We start from the raw sequence: 17,518 nt of genomic DNA, 5'->3' as shown, positions 1-17,518 counted from the left end.
TCTTTCTGATTTATCGTCCATTCTAGAAATGGAAGCGCTATATTATACTGGATTCATAGAGAAACACCAACAAATGAAAAAGGATGGATGAATGATGAAACCAATACTTAAAAAGCTGGCTTTTGGAATGACGGCAGCAGCAACTGTTGGAATACTCGCGGCTTGTGGCTCAGGCGGTGGAGAGTCTTCCGGAGACACAAACCTTACTTTTCAAATTTGGGATAAGAATCAGCAGCCGGGGATGGAAAAAATGGCAGAAGCGTTTACCAAGGAAAATCCAGATATCAAAGTAAAGGTAGAAGTAACTCCGTGGGATCAGTATTGGACGAAACTTCAGGCATCCGCATCTGGTGGAGATATGGCTGATGTTTTCTGGATGCATCCGGACCAAGTATATAATTTTGCCAGTGGAGAAGCACTCCTTGATTTAAATGATCAAATCAAAGAAAGTGAACTGGATATGTCTCAATTTCCAGAATACATTGTAGATGGGTTTTCTGTGGATGGGCAACAGCTGGCGATACCAAAGGACTATGGCACGTTGGGATTATGGTATAACAAAGATCTGTTTGATAAAGCTGGCGTATTATATCCAGATGACACTTGGACTTGGGATACTTGGATGGAAGCAGCTGAAAAGCTGACGGATAAAGATGCTGGTGTCTACGGAATGATCGCTCAACCCGATGGACAGAACTTCTGGTACAATCTGGTTTGGCAAAACGGTTCAGACTTGATTTCCAAAGATGGAAAAACAATTATGTTGAATGATAAGAAAACGGTGGAAGCAATCAAGTATGGCGTATCTTTCATTGATAAAGGCTATTCTCCAACAGCTTCTGACCAGGCGAATACGACACCGGATCAATACTTTGAATCTGGAAAAGTAGCTATGATGATCGCAGGTTCATGGATGGCCAGTGAATACACAGCAATCGATGGTTTGAATATTGATGTTGCACCAATGCCGAAAAATGTTGATCGAGGCAGTGTGTCTTCCGGTATGGGGTATGCAATTTCTGCGAACACCAAGAATGCGGATGCTGCATGGAAATTTGTACATTTCATGGCAGGTGAAGAAGCGAACCTACTTCAGGCAGAATCAGGCGCAGCAATTCCAGCGTTGAAGGATACACAACAACCATGGGTAGAAACCTTCCCGGATATTAACGCACAAGTATTCGTTGATGCCGAAGCTTACGGTCACAATTCGATGCATGTTTCAACACGTGATGCCTGGGCAAAAACGGAACAGGAATATATTCTGAAGATATTTAGTAAAGAATTGACGGTTGAGGAAGGCTGCAAACAGATGGCAAAACAAATTCAAGAAGAAATAGATGAGGCTCTGAACGAGTAAAAGCTGGTAGGTTTCGTTTTACTAGATGACAGCAGAAGCTGCAACTGAGCAGTCTCTGAAAAATAAACAGGAAGGAGCTGCTGAATGATTGAAAAATTTAGCAGCCTCTTTCTGAAAAAAGGGGATTTTCTTATGAATTCACTGTCCAATTTAAAGAGACAGAAAATGATGTGGGCGGGCTTTTTCATTTTGCCGACGGTTCTATATGTCTGTGTCATGAATGTATGGCCGATCATGCAGTCGATTTACTTCAGCTTCAACCAGATCAAAGGGCTTGGACAGCCTAAGTGGATCGGGTTTGATAACTATATCAAGGCATTCCAAGACCCTGATTTAAGACGAGCACTATGGAATACCTTTGTCTATACGATTGTTACTGTACCGGTAGGCACTGCGTTGTCTCTTGTAACAGCAGTGTTTCTTAATAGTAAGATTAAGTTCAAATCATTTTTTCGCGTGCTGTATTTTATCCCTGTTGTTTCGGCACCGGCGGCTGTTGCGATGGTCTGGCGTTGGCTGTACAACTATGACTCCGGCTTGATCAACTATTTGTTATCTTTGGTGGGAATCTCAGGTCCGAACTGGATTGCCGACAACAATGTGGTCTTAATCGCAATCATGATTGTCGGTATTTGGTCTGCGCTTGGCTACAACATGATCATTTTACTGGGGGGGCTGCAGGATATACCTAAAACCTATTATGAGGCAGCAGAAATGGACGGTGCTGGACCGATTCGCCAGTTTTTCAATATTACGATCCCCATGTTGTCGCCAACGCTCTTCTTTGTTGTCACTACAACATTTATCAGTTCATTACAGGTTTTTGATACGATTTTTATGATGGTTGATAAAAAGAATCCGGCATTGAAATCTGCTGAATCTATTGTGTATCTGTTCTATCGTGAGACCTTTGATGCGAACAATAAGGGCTATGGTGCGACAATTGCTGTGTTACTTCTGTTACTAATTTTGGTATGTACCGCAGTCCAGATGAAGCTGCAAAAGAAATGGGTACATTACAAATGAGGAGGCGGATGACAATGAATAAGAAGCGCGGAAACGGTTATTTCATTATTTATATTTGTTTGAGTATTGGTGCAATCATTATGGTTTTTCCTTTTATATGGAGCATTTTGACCTCGTTCAAGACCTTGACAGAGTCTCTGACCTTTCCACCAAAAATCCTGCCGGATAGCTGGCAGCTGACAAACTATTCTGATGTTTGGCAGGCACTGCCATTCCCTAAATTTTTCTTTAATACAGTAGTAATGGTTATTGCACGTGTGATTACATCAACGATTCTTAGTGCCATGGCCGGCTATGCCTTTGCCCGAATCAAGGTGAGAGGAATGAATATTTTATTTCTGCTGGTTTTACTGCCAATGATGGTTCCGGGACAGGTGTTCATTTTGCCTCAATACCTATTGATCTCAAAGGCCGGGTTGACCAATACCCTAATGGCGTTGATTATTCCGGGGATTGCCAGCACCTTTGGCACATTCCTGATGCGCCAGTTCTTTATGAGCGTACCGGAAGAAATCGAAGAAGCAGCGATTCTTGATGGTTGTAACTATGGACAGATATTTCTAAAGGTCATGCTGCCATTGGCAAAAGCCCCCTTGATTTCATTATCGATCTTTACAGCACTCTTTGCTTGGAAGGATTTGATGTGGCCGCTGATCGTAAACAGCTCACCGGATAAGATGCCGTTGTCTTCCGGACTTGCTTTACTTCAAGGGCAATATACGACGAATTATCCGCAATTGATGGCAGGGGCTGTATTGGCAACAGTACCGATGATCATCTTATACTTGATTTTCCAAAAACAATTTATCCAAGGCGTTGCCTCAACAGGATCTAAAAATTAAGGGAGAGAAGAAAGGAGCATATTTACTGATGGGAATTGAGTTCAGTGAATCAAAAAAGCAATTTCATTTAAAAAATGATTATTTCAGCTACATCATGGAAATAACTGAGGAAAATCATCTGTTACAGGTTTATTATGGAAAACGGTTGGAAACATTTCAGCAAAGGCTAGTGTATCCAAGGGTCGATCGATCGTCATTTTCTCCTAACCCTTATGAGCTGTCAAACAGCGGGTTTTCATTAGATACGGTATTGCAGGAATTTCCCGGCTATGATACTGGTGATTATCGAGAAGGGATGGTGGATATCACCTATCCTGACGGAACGAAAGCAACTAGTTTGAGTTATAAAGAACATCGGATATCGTCTGGAAAGAAGAAGTTGAAGGGGTTACCTGCCACCTATGTTGAGGCTAATGAAGAAGCCGATTCATTGGAGATCATTTTAACTGACGAAAACCGGAAGCTGGAAATCGTCCTTACGTATACGATTTTCAAAAACTATTCCGTGTTGACAAAATCTGTTCAGTATAGAAATTATGGTGAACAAGCTATTTCTCTAAACAAAGCGCTGAGTATGTGTCTGGATATGCCAGATTCCGACTATGATCTGATTCAAATGCCGGGTGCTTGGGCGAAAGAAAAACAGTTAAGACGAAATCGTTTGATACAAGGACAACACGTATTGAATAGTAAGCGTGGAGCCAGCGGAGTGACCCAACAGCCGTTTCTGGCATTAGTCTCACCGGAAACAACAGAGCATAGCGGAGAAGTTAGAGCATTTCATTTTGTATACAGTGGTAATTTCACCATGAAAGTTGAAGTAGACACATATGAACAGACTCGCGTTTTGGCTGGAATCAATGAGTTCAATTTCTGCTGGCAATTAGAGCCGCAAGAAACCTTCCAAACGCCGGAGGTAGTCATGGTCTACTCAGATCAAGGAATCAACGGGATGTCCCAGCATTTCCATCATCTGTATAGAGAGCGTTTGGCAAGGGGGGGCCACAGAGACAAAGAACGTCCGGTTTTAATCAATAATTGGGAATCAACATACTTTGATTTTAATGAAGAAAAGCTGATGAAGCTGGTAATTGATGCTAGAGCAATCGGTGTTGAGCTTTTTGTTTTGGATGATGGTTGGTTTGGTCAACGAAACTCTGATACGACCTCGTTAGGTGATTGGATAGAAAATAGAGAAAAGCTGCCGGATGGCTTACTTGGATTAAACAAGAAGGTGGAAGAACAGCAATTGACATTTGGTTTGTGGCTGGAGCCCGAAATGATTTCAGAGCAAAGTGACCTGTTTCGTGCCCATCCAGACTGGCATCTGCATGTTGAGAACTACCCAACTTCTTTAGGCAGAAATCAGCTAATTCTTGATTTCAGTAGAAAAGAGGTTCGTGAGGCAATCATGGCGCAGTTGACGACGATTCTGGATCAAGTGCCGATTCGCTATATCAAGTGGGATATGAATCGAAATATGACAGAGGTTGGCTCGCATGGCCGCTCATCGAAACAGCAACAGGAAACAGCGCATCGATATATATTGGGGCTATATGAAGTGTTAGAGGAATTGACTGTTCGCTACCCTGAAATCCTATTTGAAAACTGTTCTGGTGGTGGCGGGCGATTTGACCCGGGCATGTGTTATTATATGCCGCAAAGCTGGGCTAGTGATAATACTGATGCTATCGAACGTCTGAAAATACAATATAGTACGAGTATGATTTTTCCACCGATCATGACTTGCGCACAGCTGTCAGACTCACCAAACCATCAAATCGGCCGAATAACAGAACTGGAGACACGAGCACTTGTCGCATTATCTGCAAATTTTGGTTTGATGATGAATCTGGAGGAAAAGTCTGCGGAGGATTTAAAAGCAATCAAAGCATATATCCAGTGGTATCAGGACAATAGGCAACTGATCCAGTTTGGTAGCTTCTACCGTTTGGAAAATCCCTATAGTGGAAACTACGGCAGCTGGATGTTTGTTGACAAAGATCGTTCTCACGCAGTTGTGATGGTCTTTCAGATTTTATCTCAGGCTTCAAAGCCATTGAAAAAAATTCGTTTGACTGGTCTAAATCCGACGATGCTTTATAAGGTCGAGGGACAGCAGCTTTCTGGAGAAGAGCTGATGAACTTTGGCTTGTATCTAGGGCATCGACTGTCAGGAGACTTCACTGCTTTGAAGCTGGAAATCAAAGCAATAAAAGAAGAGCAGTAGCCGAGGTAAGAGGAATATAGATTTAGTTAAGAGAAGCAGTCTCTATGATAGAGCCTGACTTCTCTTTTTAACTATAAAGGATCATAAAATTTTGAAGGTGAGACTCTAGTGAAATAAAGGATTAAGGGGAAAACTCAGAACAATGCCTAGCTTCACGAGCTAGCTCTCTTCGGTAATAAGTTGATGATCAGTGACAGAACAGAAAAGGTTGCGTTGGGGCAGAAGGGACCGATTTCTATTTAGCAAAAGAGGTCGTATTAGTATCGAAAATCAACAAGAACAGCTAAGATAAGGGAAAAAGAGTCAGAGGAGTTGAACAAAATGACGAAAAGAAAAGTGGAAAAGCTGGAAAAAATCAAAGTAGTAGATATAGAGCAGGAGATTCGGACCTTTATTTTGACGAGTCAGCCACAGTTGACAGAGGAATCATGTATAAGCTATCCGCAGCTCTTAAGCTATCGTTTAGAGTATGTGCGTTCATTGTTAAAAAACGAATCCTTGAAAAGTAAACAATTGAATGAGTTGATTGAGAAACAGCTGAAGGATAATGAGGTTGTCGCTGATAATTTAAATAAGACGATTGCTGAAAAGTTGACGTTAGGGCAGAAGACAGCCGATGGTATTGCAAAATTTGGTGGGAGCTGGCCGTTCATTTTCTTATTCATCATTGTGTTGCTTTCATGGATCACACTGAATACAGTGGCTGTTTTCTTTCAGCCTTTTGATAAGTATCCGTTCATTTTATTGAATTTGGCACTTTCCTGTCTGGCAGCTATTCAAGCGCCAATCATTATGATGAGTCAAAATCGGCAGGAGGAGAGGGATCGAAAACAAGCGGAAAACGACTATAAAGTCAATTTGAAAGCAGAGATTGAAATAAATCTGTTGCATGAAAAGTTGGACTATTTACTGAATGAACAATGGCAACATTTGGTGGAAATTCAAAACATTCAGTTGGAATTATTAGGAGAACTTCAAGAACAGATTGCAGATGTCAAAGAAAAAGACAAATAAAGAGGAAAAACATATGATTTTGCTTATTTTTTTAATAATAAAATAACAGTTTATTTAAATTTTTATATGATTTTTCTCTGTGAGAGCGACCATATTACTTGATAGATTTCTTGTTTTGCCCTTATAATAACATTATGAGCAGTTCGTTTGACTTGCTTGGAAGGGGAGAGCTTTATGTTTGATTATACAGATACAGTTCTATCAGTGATGCAGAGGGTAGAGGTATATAACGAAATTTTCGCAACGATTTCCAAGGAAATTCAGCAAGAGGGATATAAGCTAACTGCAGACAGAAAAAAGAGAGACACCTACATCTTTTGCAGGAATAATATCAACCGTTTGTTTGTTGAAGATTCGAATTTTAGGAAAGTACTGAACCCTTATGGAGAAAAAGCGGCAACTTTGTTACTATGCCAAGGTTTGGATGAGTACAAACAAGGAGTTTACCTGTGGTTGGATGCAATGGATGAACAGTGTGAGGTCGTTGATATCGTCAAGTATAATTTAGGTCAAAGTGGGATTCGGTCGTCTTTTGAACTAATCAATCAAGCGTGCAAAGAAGCGTGCGGCGGTATAGAAAGTGCCCACAGTGTACACAAGATGTAACGTCATTATTTTATTATCAAAACTTTGAGGAGGCTGTTTTCATGGACAGTTTCCTCTTTTTTATTTATATCAAAGAATTTTAAGTGGCAAGAAAATTTATGAAAGGCATCTGCTATTGTAGTTACAGAAAAAGGCGATGCTTCAATCATTTTGAAAAAGTTGGAGGAATAAAATACTTTTTTGGTCATTAAGAAATAATTACCGCTTATTTGACGATAAAATGAGCTTTTTTCAAGATAGTTTGCTATACTGGTATCGTTACAAGTTCCCGAAAGGATTTGCTGAGAAGATGAGTTGTCTATACTCAGATTTTTAGACAAAGATGCCTTGTAACCGAATATTGATTAGGGGGAATACATTATTATGACAGAGAAACATTTATTTACATCAGAATCCGTTTCAGAAGGGCATCCTGACAAAGTCGCAGATCAGATTAGTGATGCGATATTAGACGCAATTTTGGAACAGGACCCAAAAGCCAGAGTGGCCTGCGAAACATCTGTAACAACAGGGCTGGTATTAGTCTTTGGTGAAATATCCACATCGGCATATGTGGATATCCAGAAAATCGTTCGTCAAACCGTTAAGGATATCGGTTATACACGGGCGAAATATGGCTTTGATGGTGAAACTGTTGCTGTACTAGCGGCGATCGATGAGCAGTCACCAGATATCGCACAAGGTGTGGATGAAGCTTTAGAAGTTCGTGGTGATGCAGATGAAAAGGACGAAATCGGTGCTGGAGACCAAGGCTTGATGTTTGGTTTTGCAGTTGACGAAACACCGGAATTAATGCCGTTACCTATTTCTTTAAGTCATCAACTCGTTCGGCGTCTGGCAGAGCTGAGAAAAGCAGGAACACTGAAATATCTTCGTCCAGATGCTAAATCTCAAGTGACTGTCGAGTATGACGAAGTAGGACTGCCGAAACGTATAGATACAATTGTTATTAGTACTCAGCATGATGAGCATGTCACGCTTGAGCAGATTCAAAAAGATATAAAAGAACATGTGATAAATGAAGTGATACCGGAAAAATGGTTGGATGAAGAAACAAAATATTTCATCAATCCGACGGGCCGATTTGTGATTGGCGGTCCTCAAGGCGATGCCGGTTTAACAGGTCGTAAAATCATCGTTGACACATACGGCGGGTATGCCCGACATGGTGGCGGTGCATTTTCTGGAAAAGATGCAACAAAGGTCGATCGTTCAGCAAGCTATGCAGCACGTTACATTGCTAAAAATATTGTTGCTGCGGGATTAGCGAAGAAGGTTGAAGTCCAACTGGCTTATGCAATTGGCGTAGCGCAACCAGTCTCTATTTCCATTAATACGTTTGGAACAAGTGAGATTGCTGAAAGCAAGCTGATCAAAGCTGTTCGTGAAAACTTCGATTTACGCCCGGCAGGTATAATTGAGATGTTGGATTTACGTCGGCCGATTTATAAACAAACAGCAGCATATGGACATTTTGGTCGTACAGATATTGAACTTCCTTGGGAGCAGACAGATAAAGTCGAAGCTCTGAAAGCAAGTTTAGAGGAGTAAAGAGGCGGCCCTGTTAGTTAGTTGACAGGGCGCTTCTTTTTCTTTGCTCAAAATTACCGGAATAGCTAAAATATGGTCTAGAATATTTGCTTAATAGTTAAGAGGAGATGTGTTATGGAAAAACAAACTAATATCAAGCTGGTAACATTCGGTGTTTTTACAGCGACATTTATGACAGCGATAGAAGGAACCATCGTTTCAACTGCGATGCCGACGATTGTTGGTTCGTTACAAGGAATGGAAATCATGAATTGGGTGTTTTCTATCTATTTACTAACCAATGCGATGCTCACACCAATTTATGGGAAATTGGCAGATAAGATTGGACGAAAGCCGGTTTTTCTGATTGGCATTTCTATTTTTATTATCGGTTCATCCCTTTGTGGCTTTGCACCAAATATGGAAACCTTGATTATTGCCAGAGCTATTCAAGGTGTTGGAGCTGGGGCTGTAATGCCAGTGGCTTTGACGATTATTGCGGATATCTATCCAATGGAAAAACGAGCAAAAATACTAGGTTTGAACAGTGCTGCTTGGGGTGTTGCCAGTGTGTTCGGTCCTTTAGCGGGAGGATTTATCGTAGATACGATTGGTTGGCATTGGATATTCTTCATAAATGTTCCTATTGGTCTGGCATTATTATTCCTTATTTCAGTCTATCTCATTGAACCTAAGCGAAAAAAGGAAGCAAAACCAATGGACATTATTGGCAGTTTGCTGCTTATGGCTTCCCTGTTATTGTTGCTGTTAGGCTTTCAGATGATTGGAGACAACGGATTTTCACTTAAAATTTTAGGTTTCTTTATTGGGTCAGTCCTTGCTTTAGCAGGCTTTATTACGGTTGAAAAACGTGCGAAAGATCCTGTCATTTCTCTTCATCTATTTAAAAATCCAACCTTTGTATTTGTCAATTTGATTGCAGCGTTGACTAGTGGATTTCTAATGGGAGTAGAGGTTTATATCCCGATGTGGCTGCAAGGTGTTTTAGGTACTGCAGCTGGTTTGGGTGGCTTGGCTTTGGCACCAATGTCCGTTTTATGGATGATGGGTTCTTTTGCTGCCAGTAATTTGCTTGAAAGAGCAGAAGTAAAAAGAGTTTTAATGATTGGCTTGAGTGTTATTTTATTCGGAGGAGCATGTTTAGTTTTTGTTCCTGTCTCAGCTCCAGTCTATTTATTCTTTGTCATCTCAGCTGTAATGGGTATTGGTTTCGGGATAACGATCACAACAACGACTGTGACAGCTCAAAACAGTGTGCCACATAGTGAGGTTGGTGTTGCAACATCCTTTAATACCTTGTCAAGAACCGTTGGTCAAACGGTAATGATTTCCATTTTTGGTGTTCTGTTGAATTCAGTGATGACCTCAAATCTGATGCAAAGCAGTTTGAAAGTGGAGGCTGGTATCATGAATCAGCTAGTCAATCCGCATACAGCAACTGAAATTTCCAGTGAGCTTCTAAAGCCTTTAAGAGGAATTCTGTATTCCGGCTTGCATACAGTCTTTGTTGTAGGGCTTCTATTGATTGTCTTGTCGATTTTACTGATCCTGTTTTTATCACGACCAAGTACAACGAAACATGTTAAAATAAGATAACATGATAAAAAGTGAGGGATCATAATGGCATTTTTACAGGCAAATATTTATTCAAATGTGTTGGGGATGGAAGTCATGATGAACGTGATACTTCCACAGCGTACAGAAAAACTAATCGGGACTAGCACGACAGGAAGGAATGAGGATGTCCCTGTCCTCTACTTACTGCATGGGATGGGTGGCAACCATAGCGTATGGGAAAGAAGAACCAACATAGAACGCTACGTGTCTGATTTAGGCTTGGCGGTCATTATGCCATCGACTGATTTAGGTTGGTATGCAGATACACAATATGATATGAAGTATTGGACTTTTCTGTCAGAGGAATTACCGGAGATTTGTCACGAGCTATTTCCTCAATTGAGTCGGAAAAGAGAGAAAACTTTTGCAGCTGGATTGTCGATGGGTGGTTATGGCGCATTTAAGCTAGGTCTACTTCAACCAGAGCGTTTTGCAGCAATTGCTTCTCTGTCAGGCCCGTTGAATATTGGTGCACGAGTGGAAGATTTATTGCTTCTTCGTAAAGAAGCTTATTGGGAAGGGGTGTTTGGTCCTTTGAATAAGTTCAAAGAGTCTGAACATGATCTGGTTTTTCTTTTGGAAAAAGCACTTCAAGAGGAGTGTGTGCTACCTCAGCTATTTCTTGCGTGTGGAGAACAAGACCCGTTGCTTCACGCCAGCCAAGATGTTTCAAAACGTTTGACTGAAGCAGGTGTCTCACATTTCTTTGATACAGCCGTTGGGAACCATGATTGGGCTTTTTGGGATCAATGGATTCAGAAAGTTATTGCGTGGCTACCGATTGAAAAATCAGAGATAACAGGATAAACCTGAGAGTACTTTCACTTATGAATGGAGAATCGATGTTCGAGGGTCCCTGGTCAGTAAAAAATAAATTACTAAGAAGTTAATATGCGGAATGTCTGTAACAAGGCGTTCCGCGTATTTTTTTTATTTCTTAAAAAATAAAAGTGCATTACTTTTGAAAAAGAAATCCAAGCTCCTTACAATTAAATATGTAAAGTAAAATTTTATTTATTGTGATTGGAGGGAGAGACGTTGAATAAATTTAACAAGTTTGTATTGTGTTTAATCATTCTTATTGGGCTGACACTTTTGGCACCATTGATCCTCTTCAATAATCAGGCAACGGTTCTTTCATTGCCATTGGCGTATCCCAATTACTCTTTATTTATCCATCCTGCGCTCAATCTATACTTGTTTTGGGCAAGTATCATTTTGTTTGTGCTATTGGTGGGTGCTTTTTTCGCAGTCCTCTTTTTACCAAAAAAGGAAAAAACGGTGACCATTAAAGAGGAACATGGCGAGCTAAAGATTGAAAGAAAGAGTATTGAAAGCTACGTTGCTGCAAATTTGGATCGAGCACAATTTATACAGCAGCCAAAAATCAAGGTTAAGATGACGAAGAATAAAATCGTGGTCAATATCTTTGGGCGCTTTAAGGCTTACAGCGGAATCGTGCCTAGTACGGAGTTGATGCTTGCTGACATTAAAGCGGATATCCAATCGCTTTTAGGAGTAAAGGATCGACCAATTGACATTGTTGTTGATTTTGTCGATTATGTGGGAAAAAAAGAGCAAAAATCCAGAGTTGAGTAGAGAGGTGAATAAAGATGAATGAGATTTTTGAAAAGTACAAATGGTCGATTATCGGTGGGCTGAGCGGCTTTATTTTAGCAATTTTGTTTCTCACAGTAGGATTTTTTAAAACACTTTTGATCCTTATTCTAACCCTGGCAGGGATTTATGTAGGTTTCTACTTACATCACTCCGGACTGCTCCAAAACCTTTTCAACGACAAATCATAATAATTTTAATATTGGAATGGTTATAATATAATATTATTATACTAAATAAATTAAATCAGGAGGTAAAGAAAATGGATACAACTAAACCAGTAACAACACCAGTACAAGAGGTAAAAGGCGAACTAACGTATGATGATAAAGTAATTCAAAAAATCATTGGAATTGCTTTGGAAAATATTGATGGCCTACTCACAGTTGATGGAGGATTCTTTTCTAACATTGCAGAAAAATTAGTGAATACAGACAATGTGACTTCTGGGATCGATGTAGAAGTAGGCAAGAAACAAGTTGCTGTTGATTTAGACATTGTTGCTGAATATGGCAAGGATATCTCTAAACTGTTCACTGATATTCAAAAGTTGATTGTTGAAGAAGTTCGCAAAATGACAAGTCTAGAAGTGATTGAAGTCAATGTGAATGTTGTAGACATCAAAACCAGAGAGCAATATGAAAAAGACTCTGTAACGGTTCAGGATAGAGTAGGAAATATGGCTGAAAGCACTGGTGAATTTGCTTCTAATCAAACAGATAAAGCAAAAAAAGCAATTAATAAAGGAACCGATAAAGCAAAAGAACAGATGGAACCGCGCGTTCAATAAGTTCGTTTAGTCGGTTATCATTAAGTAAAGAATAGAAGAAAGAAGGAAAAGAACATGGGATTTATTTGGTCACTTTTAGTAGGAGCATTGATAGGTGTGATTGCGGGTGCAATTACAAATAAAGGCGGATCGATGGGATGGATTGCAAATATTGCCGCTGGGTTGATTGGTTCAGCTATCGGCCAGGCATTACTTGGCAGTTGGGGACCTAGCCTAGCAGGCATGGCATTGGTTCCATCCATTATCGGAGCCGTGATACTAGTAGCGGTTGTTTCTTTCTTTGTTGGAAGAAAGTAGATAGACAGGTATAGAAGAATAGATTTATTCATAGAGTCTAGGAAGACTCTATGAATGGCTGAGGCCCTCATCAAATGTATGACTTGATGGGGGCCTTGCTTATTACTGTATAAATTATTGATGAGCATTATTTAGGCTTATCTATTTCTAGCGAATCTAGGAATAAAGTAATCATTCGTTTGAAGGTATCTTTTTGTTTCTTTTGTTGACGATAAGCAAAGCTTTCTTCCACGTGTGTAAGCTGATTGTCGGTAACGTATTGTTTCATCAAGACAACCTGCTGATTCAGGTACTTATCGCCATCGAAGATTTTTTTGTATAGCTGTTTTTCCTTTGATACATCTATTAGTAGACCAAATAGTAAATGTTGAAGACCGTTAATTGCTGTAAAACTGGATTCTACTGAAAAACCTGCAGAACGCAAAATGCCTAACAAGTCATTGTAACGTGTCAGACGAAGTGATGAAGAAGGAATAGTACTCATTTCGATTTCAATAGAGCAAGGAAACTGCTGGTACAGCTCGTAGTAGTTTTCCATATAAGAGAAGATTGTCTGTTTCCAATTTGCTGATTTTTCCGGTGTCTCAAAATGGCGCTCGATCTCGTCCACCATACTTTGTAGAAGAGCCTGTTTATTTTGGAAATACCAATATAAGGCAGGAGCTTGAACACCAATCCTTTTAGCGATGTTGCGCATGGATAATTTTTCGATATCCGGTGTTTCTTCTAAGAGTTGAAAGGCAGCCTCGATAATTTTTTCTCGAGAGAGTTTAGTATCCATATTTTTTCATCCTTTAGTCTGAATTTTAAATAAATGACTTGAATTTACTCCATATAATATGGTAAATTATGGGTCAGTCTGTTTTACACTGTTAAATAAGTAGCTATCAAACGATCCGCTTGTGTCTCGCGGGTCGTCTGTTCCTATTTATCATAACACATTCCCCAGTTAATAAAAGGGTTGCCTGATTAGGGGAAACAGGCCAGTTAAAATGGGAAGTAGGGGATAAAATGACTATTGTTATGGACCATGTAAAAAAATACAAAAAAGAAACTGCGATAGCTTTATTTACAGTAGTAATCATGGTCATGTCTGCTTTATGGCAGCCAAAACTGTTGCAACAAGTACTGGAAGCAATTATTAAAGAAGATAATGAACAAATGAATTCTTTAGGGATTTATTTAATCGCTATCGCAGGCTTGGGTCTGATTGCCGGAGTCTTTAATACGATATTTTCTGCGAAAGTTGCACAAGGAGTCAGTGCAGATATTCGAGAAGCAGCTTTCCGCAAAATACAGACATTTTCATTTGCGAATATCGAAGAGTTTTCTGCTGGAAATCTAGTAGTTCGATTGACAAACGATATTACCCAAATTCAAAATGCGATAATGATTGCCTTACAGTCATTATTTAGAATACCGATTCTTTTTATCGGAAGCTTTGCTTTGGCGATGACGACATTGCCACAATTATGGTGGATCATTGTGTTGCTTGTCGTTGCAGTTATTATTATCACGATGCTGTCTTTTTCTCAAATGGGCAAGCATTTTATGATTATTCAAAATTTGATCGATAAGGTCAATAGTTTAGCAAAAGAAAATCTGCTCGGGATTCGAGTAGTGAAATCTTTTGTACAGGAAAAAAATGAGTTGGCACGTTTTAGCAAAGTCAGCGACGATTTGACGACGCACAATGTGATTGTTGGAACCTTGTTTTCAGTAATGATTCCCTCTTTTATGCTAGTTGCGAATCTAGCTGTTGCAGGTGCGATTTTCTTTGTCAGCGATCTGGCAAAGGATGATCCAACATTAATCGGTGGGATTGCGTCATTCATGAACTATCTAATGCAGATCATGATGGCAATCATTATCGGCGGAATGATGATGATGATGACTTCTCGTGCGGCCGTTTCAATCAAACGAATCAAAGAAATCATGGATGCTGTTCCTGCGATTACTTATCCAGATGTTCCGGAACAGGAATTGGATGGCAGTGTTGTATTTGAGCATGTGAGCTTCCGTTATCCGGGAGATGATGCAGATACATTAAAGGATGTTTCGTTCACTATTAAACCAGGTGAACAGATTGGGATCGTTGGTGCAACAGGTGCGGGTAAATCTACCTTGGCACAGCTGATTCCTCGATTGTTCGATCCAACCGAAGGACATGTAAAGGTCGGTGGAGTCGACTTGCATGATGTCAATGAGCATAGCTTGCGTAAGGCAGTGTCCTTTGTTTTGCAAAAAGCTATTCTGTTCTCGGGAACGATTTCTGAGAATCTGCGCCATGGGAAACAGAGTGCAGATGAAGAGGATATGACGAGAGCAACACAAATTGCACAGGCAAGAGAATTCATCGAAAAATTAACGTTACAGTATGAAGCACCAGTGGAGGAGCGAAGCACGAATTTTTCCGGTGGTCAAAAACAGCGATTATCGATTTCTCGAGGGGTCATTGGAGAACCGAAAATTTTGATTTTGGATGATAGTACCAGTGCGTTGGATGCACGGTCAGAAAGTCTTGTGAAAGAGGCGCTAGAAAATGATTTAGGAAATACCACGACGATTATCATTGCACAAAAGATTTCATCTGTTGTGAATGCTGACCGTATTCTGGTGCTGGATAAAGGGCATCTTGTTGGCGAAGGGACGCATAAAGAGCTGTCTGTCAACAATGAGGTGTATAAAGAAATCTATGAAACACAACGGGGAAAGGATGAGGTAGAATGACTGATTTGATTAAAGCAAGTAAATTCTTCTATCATTATCTGAAGAAGTACAAGCTGTCCTTTCTGATTATTTTTATTACAATCATTGCGGCTACCTATCTACAGGTAAAAGCTCCACAGTTTATTGGAGAAGCCATTGAAGAGCTGACCAAGTATGTGTTTGCTCTGAGCCAGGGAGTCGATGATAAGAGTGCGTTTATCAATGTAATTCAAAAGCTATTGATATTCTATGTATTGACTAGTGCAGCGAACTTTGTTTACAGTATCCTCTTTACTCAAGTAGTAGGAAAATCAACGAATCGTATGCGAATCGGTTTGTTCAATAAATTAGAAAAGCTGACGATTCGTTTCTTTGATTCTCATAAGGATGGCGAGATATTAAGCCGTTTTACCAGTGATTTGGATAATATCCAAAATAGTCTGAATCAGGCGCTGTTGCAAGTGCTAACGAATGTGGCACTGATTGTCGGTGTATTGATTATGATGTTCCGACAAAACGTTGAACTAGCATGGGCAACGATAGCATCTACACCGGTAGCTGTTTTGATAGCTGTAGTAATTATTCAAAAAGCAAGAAAATATGTGGATATTCAACAGGACGAAGTCGGAAAACTGAATGGCTATATGGATGAAAAAATCAGCGGCCAGCGCGTGATCATTACCTATGGGTTACAGGAAGAAACGATTGATGGTTTTGTTAAGCATAATAAAAAGGTTCGAGAAGCAACGTTTAAGGGCCAGGTTTATTCTGGTCTGTTGTTTCCAATGATGCAGGGAATGTCATTAGTCAACACAGCAATCGTGATTTTCTTTGGTGGTTGGTTGGCGCTGAATGGCGATGTGGAACGCGCAGCAGGTCTGGGCTTGATCGTTATGTTTGTCCAATACTCTCAACAGTATTATCAGCCATTGATGCAGATTTCTTCCGGCTACAGCATGATTCAGCTCGCTGTAACAGGGGCGCGTCGAATCAATGAAATGTTTGATGAACCTGATGAAGTTGATCCTGAAAATGGTAAGCAAATCACTGGTGTTCATGAGTCCGTCTCATTAAATCATGTTGATTTCGGTTATGATTCCGATGTACCGATTCTGAAAGATGTATCAATCAATGTAAACAAGGGCGAAATGGTTGCACTCGTCGGACCTACGGGCTCTGGGAAAACGACAATCATGAATTTACTGAATCGTTTTTATGATGTAAATAATGGCTCAGTTACTTTTGATGGAACAGATATCAGAGAAATTGAGTTGAGTAGTCTGCGCTCCCATGTCGGGATTGTGCTACAGGATTCTGTACTGTTTTCCGGAACAATTAAAGAAAATATATCCTTTGGTAAACCAGAGGCAACCGATGCAGAGGTTTTTGAGGCGGCAAAACAAGCGAATATTCATGATTTCATTCTTGCACTTGAAAAAGGTTATGAGACAGAGATCACTGAAGAAAACAATGTCTTTAGTACGGGGCAAAAGCAGTTGATCAGTATAGCTCGTACGATTCTGACCAATCCATCTTTACTGATTCTGGATGAAGCAACTAGTAATGTAGATACGGTGACAGAAGCGAAAATTCAGAAAGCAATGGATGAAGCGATCAGAGGGCGGACTAGCTTCGTGATTGCCCATCGGTTGAAAACTATTTTGAATGCCGATCGAATCGTTGTTCTACGAAACGGTGAAGTGATTGAAGAAGGGAATCATCATGAGCTGCTGAAACAGCATGGTTTCTATTCAGAGTTATACCACAATCAATTTGTATTAGAATAATTAAAAGCTTAATCCTTTGATATTAAAGGGTTAAGCTTCTTTTTTTTATATTTAAAAAAATGATAAGGGGCA

The 17,518-nt window shown here is 40.0% G+C and carries 16 protein-coding genes and 1 riboswitch; of the genes, 15 read left to right on the top strand and 1 reads right to left on the bottom strand.

The genetic code is table 11. From position 1 onward, the window contains the following. The first annotated feature begins 94 nt into the window (after positions 1-94). The 13 genes from A5888_RS09770 to A5888_RS09710 all read left to right on the top strand — a co-directional run bounded on the left by A5888_RS09770 (position 95) and on the right by A5888_RS09710 (position 12,950). A complete protein-coding gene (locus tag A5888_RS09770; RefSeq protein WP_339102050.1) occupies positions 95-1,360 on the top strand; it encodes a sugar ABC transporter substrate-binding protein in 1,266 nt (421 codons plus the stop codon). 84 nt (positions 1,361-1,444) lie between these two features. After that, complete coding sequence (locus A5888_RS09765) at positions 1,445-2,386, top strand: carbohydrate ABC transporter permease (RefSeq protein ID WP_339102049.1); 942 nt, start codon at positions 1,445-1,447, stop codon at positions 2,384-2,386. 14 nt (positions 2,387-2,400) lie between these two features. Next, complete coding sequence (locus A5888_RS09760; RefSeq protein WP_212647215.1) at positions 2,401-3,228, top strand: carbohydrate ABC transporter permease; 828 nt, start codon at positions 2,401-2,403, stop codon at positions 3,226-3,228. Between the two features lie 28 nt (positions 3,229-3,256). Next, positions 3,257-5,458 (top strand): alpha-galactosidase, encoded by a 2,202-nt coding sequence (locus A5888_RS09755; protein ID WP_086349893.1) that lies wholly within the window; start codon positions 3,257-3,259, stop codon positions 5,456-5,458. 321 nt (positions 5,459-5,779) lie between these two features. Beyond that, complete coding sequence (locus A5888_RS09750) at positions 5,780-6,472, top strand: DUF1003 domain-containing protein (protein ID WP_086349894.1); 693 nt, start codon at positions 5,780-5,782, stop codon at positions 6,470-6,472. Between the two features lie 174 nt (positions 6,473-6,646). Continuing rightward, the gene (locus A5888_RS09745; protein WP_086349895.1) at positions 6,647-7,078 is read left to right on the top strand and encodes a hypothetical protein; all 432 of its coding nucleotides are present in this window, start codon (positions 6,647-6,649) and stop codon (positions 7,076-7,078) included. A gap of 253 nt (positions 7,079-7,331) precedes the next feature. Next, a riboswitch (SMK box riboswitch) is annotated at positions 7,332-7,444 on the top strand. Beyond that, positions 7,442-8,629 carry a methionine adenosyltransferase gene (gene metK / locus A5888_RS09740; protein WP_086349896.1) on the top strand — a complete coding sequence of 396 codons (1,188 nt, stop codon included), beginning with the start codon at positions 7,442-7,444 and terminating at the stop codon, positions 8,627-8,629. Its footprint overlaps the riboswitch before it by 3 nt. A 114-nt stretch (positions 8,630-8,743) precedes the next feature. Further along, positions 8,744-10,225: a DHA2 family efflux MFS transporter permease subunit gene (locus tag A5888_RS09735; protein ID WP_086349897.1), complete on the top strand. Its 1,482-nt coding sequence runs from the start codon at positions 8,744-8,746 to the stop codon at positions 10,223-10,225. A gap of 24 nt (positions 10,226-10,249) precedes the next feature. Then, positions 10,250-11,053 (top strand): alpha/beta hydrolase, encoded by an 804-nt coding sequence (locus A5888_RS09730; RefSeq protein WP_086349898.1) that lies wholly within the window; start codon positions 10,250-10,252, stop codon positions 11,051-11,053. 231 nt (positions 11,054-11,284) lie between these two features. Then, on the top strand, positions 11,285-11,845 hold the full coding sequence (gene amaP, locus A5888_RS09725; protein WP_086349899.1) for an alkaline shock response membrane anchor protein AmaP: 561 nt from the start codon (positions 11,285-11,287) through the stop codon (positions 11,843-11,845). Positions 11,846-11,859: 14 nt separating this feature from the next. Continuing rightward, positions 11,860-12,054, top strand: a complete 195-nt coding sequence (locus A5888_RS09720; RefSeq protein ID WP_086349900.1) for a DUF2273 domain-containing protein — start codon at positions 11,860-11,862, stop codon at positions 12,052-12,054. A 71-nt stretch (positions 12,055-12,125) separates the two neighbouring features. Then, positions 12,126-12,653, top strand: a complete 528-nt coding sequence (locus A5888_RS09715) for an Asp23/Gls24 family envelope stress response protein (RefSeq protein WP_086349901.1) — start codon at positions 12,126-12,128, stop codon at positions 12,651-12,653. A 54-nt stretch (positions 12,654-12,707) separates the two neighbouring features. Continuing rightward, entirely contained in the window at positions 12,708-12,950 is a 243-nt protein-coding gene (locus tag A5888_RS09710; protein WP_086349902.1) for a GlsB/YeaQ/YmgE family stress response membrane protein, read from the top strand. Positions 12,951-13,077: 127 nt separating this feature from the next. On the opposite strand, the gene A5888_RS09705 is transcribed toward A5888_RS09710, so the two are convergent. Beyond that, the gene (locus A5888_RS09705; RefSeq protein WP_086349903.1) at positions 13,078-13,731 is read right to left on the bottom strand and encodes a TetR/AcrR family transcriptional regulator; all 654 of its coding nucleotides are present in this window, start codon (positions 13,729-13,731) and stop codon (positions 13,078-13,080) included. 230 nt (positions 13,732-13,961) lie between these two features. Here A5888_RS09705 and A5888_RS09700 point away from each other — a divergent pair, with 230 nt between their 5' ends. Further along, the gene (locus A5888_RS09700) at positions 13,962-15,680 is read left to right on the top strand and encodes an ABC transporter ATP-binding protein (protein WP_086349904.1); all 1,719 of its coding nucleotides are present in this window, start codon (positions 13,962-13,964) and stop codon (positions 15,678-15,680) included. Beyond that, entirely contained in the window at positions 15,677-17,446 is a 1,770-nt protein-coding gene (locus tag A5888_RS09695) for an ABC transporter ATP-binding protein (protein WP_086349905.1), read from the top strand. Before A5888_RS09700 ends, A5888_RS09695 begins: the two co-directional genes overlap by 4 nt. The last annotated feature ends 72 nt before the right edge of the window (positions 17,447-17,518 follow it).

This window comes from Enterococcus sp. 9E7_DIV0242 (genome assembly GCF_002140975.2).
GTDB classification, from domain to species: domain Bacteria; phylum Bacillota; class Bacilli; order Lactobacillales; family Enterococcaceae; genus Enterococcus_L; species Enterococcus_L clewellii.
This window is presented reverse-complemented; position numbering and strand designations above follow the sequence as displayed.